Source organism: Arthrobacter sp. FW306-1B-F12A (assembly GCF_058781865.1).
The window spans coordinates 1-608 of sequence record NZ_JBYSXD010000119.1 but is presented as its reverse complement, the minus strand read 5'-3'; the positions used below and the strand labels follow the sequence as shown (position 1 = coordinate 608).

Here is a 608-nt window from a genome sequence, read left to right as displayed (position 1 = left end):
TGGTCCTGCAACGGCACGGCCGCCGTCGCGAGATCAGTGAGGGTCTGGATTTCGTGATGAGCCATGACGCGGAGCTGCTCAAACGCCTTGAGGATGCATGAGTTTGTACCTCGAAATCGAGGACGCATTGCAGGTGATCGACCGGTACGGGTTCCATATCCGTGACATCGGGCTGCTCGCCTCCGCTCTAGCGCGCCCCGCTACGACGGTCATGGGCACTGAAGCCTATCCTCAACTGGCCATGAAGGCCGCGGCGCTCCTGGAGTCCGTGGCCAGGTTTCATCCGCTCATCGACGGCAACAAGCGCACCGCCTGGACACTCATGGTGCTCCTGCTCTGGATCAACGGCTACCGGCACGACTTCGACTCCGACGAGGGCTTCGACCTGGTGGTGGGCGTGGCCGCCGGTGAGATCGATTTGCAGCGCAGCGCCATCGTGATCGAAAAACATCTGATTCGACGCTAGGTCCCGCGGAGCGGTCCCAAGCTGATGGCTGGAACTCTCTGGCGTTTGGTTCGGGGGAGTCCTAGGGGCGGATGCGGGCTGTTGACAGTGTCAACACTTTTGCTGTCGGACTGGGTCGTATATCGGTCGGATTGGGCCGTAC

1 protein-coding gene is annotated in these 608 nt (G+C 61.3%); it reads left to right on the top strand.

Annotated features, from left to right (window positions below; translation table 11 throughout):
- Positions 1 to 97 precede the first annotated feature (97 nt).
- Positions 98 to 466 carry a type II toxin-antitoxin system death-on-curing family toxin gene (locus AC3WJU_RS22480; RefSeq protein ID WP_284990456.1) on the top strand — a complete coding sequence of 123 codons (369 nt, stop codon included), beginning with the start codon at positions 98 to 100 and terminating at the stop codon, positions 464 to 466.
- Positions 467 to 608 lie beyond the last annotated feature (142 nt).